1 protein-coding gene is annotated in these 1,062 nt (G+C 74.9%); it reads right to left on the reverse strand.

The window, feature by feature from the left end; all coding sequences use genetic code 11:
* The coding region (locus ACFV4N_RS44005) for a PAS domain-containing protein (RefSeq protein WP_499678648.1) at positions 1–833 on the reverse strand (833 nt) is incomplete at its 3' end.
* Positions 834–1,062 lie beyond the last annotated feature (229 nt).

Here is a 1,062-nt window from a genome sequence, read left to right on the forward strand (position 1 = left end):
GACGCCTGGTGCACCGCCAGGCCGGCGACGAACCGCCCGTCGCGCAGCAGCGGCACCGTCACCACCGCGCGGATGCCCGTCTGCCGGTAGGTGTCGCGGTCACCGCCGGTCAGCCTCGGGTCGTGCGCGGCGTCGGCCACGACCCACGGCCGTCCCGCCCGCATCGTCCGCAGCGCGTCCTCGCCGAACGCCGACATCGCGAACCTGCCGTGCAACGACGGCAGGCCGGTGGCGTGGTCACCGCTCATGACGAAGTGGTCCTCGTCGGCTTCCACGCGGGCGTAGGCGCACCGGTCCGCCGCCAGGTGCTGCCGCAGCAGCCGGGTCACCTCGGCCATGACCTGCTCGGCGTCGCCCAACCGCTGCAGGCGCTGCTCCAGGTCGGCGAGGAAGCGCTCGTGCTGCTCCGCGTCCCGGCGCCGGGTGACGTCGGCCAGCATCCCGCGCGCCCGCACGGGTCGGTCGCGGTCGTCGCACACCACCTTGCCCCGGCAGCGCAACCACATCACCCGCCCGTCCGCGGCGACGACGCGGAACTCCACCTCGAAGTAGTCCTGGCCGACGCCGGCGAGCCAGGCGCGCAGGACCCCTCCGCGGTCGGCGGGGTCGACCAGCTCCACCAGGTCGTCCAGCCCGTCGAACCAGCGTTCCAGCGGGTAGCCCAGCAGCTCCTCGGCGTAGCGGGAGACGAAGGTGAAGCGCCGCGTCGCCACGTCCGCTTCCCACACGACCACGCCCAGGTCGTCGACCAGGGCCGGCAGGTCGTCGGAACCGCCCCGCGCGGCGTCCCCGGTCGTCACCGCGTGCTCGCCCCGCCCACCGTTCGCGGTCACCGAGAGTGACCAGCGGGGTCTGGACGGGCCGGGATGCGCTGCGTTCCGGTGGCGGAGCAGTGCGAATGGGGACCACGCCTTGTCACATCGCGTAACACTACTCGATTCGGCCGTCGCGAGCGCCTCGGCGGTCCCCTCCGGCTGGGCGGGGCGGCCCCGGCGCGGCAGCGCGTCGGCGTGGGTGCCGGCGATGGCACACCGCCGCTGTTCGCCGCACGGGCGTCCGGCG

Origin of the sequence: Actinosynnema sp. NPDC059797 (assembly GCF_042732085.1) — a bacterium.
Lineage (GTDB): Bacteria > Actinomycetota > Actinomycetes > Mycobacteriales > Pseudonocardiaceae > Actinosynnema.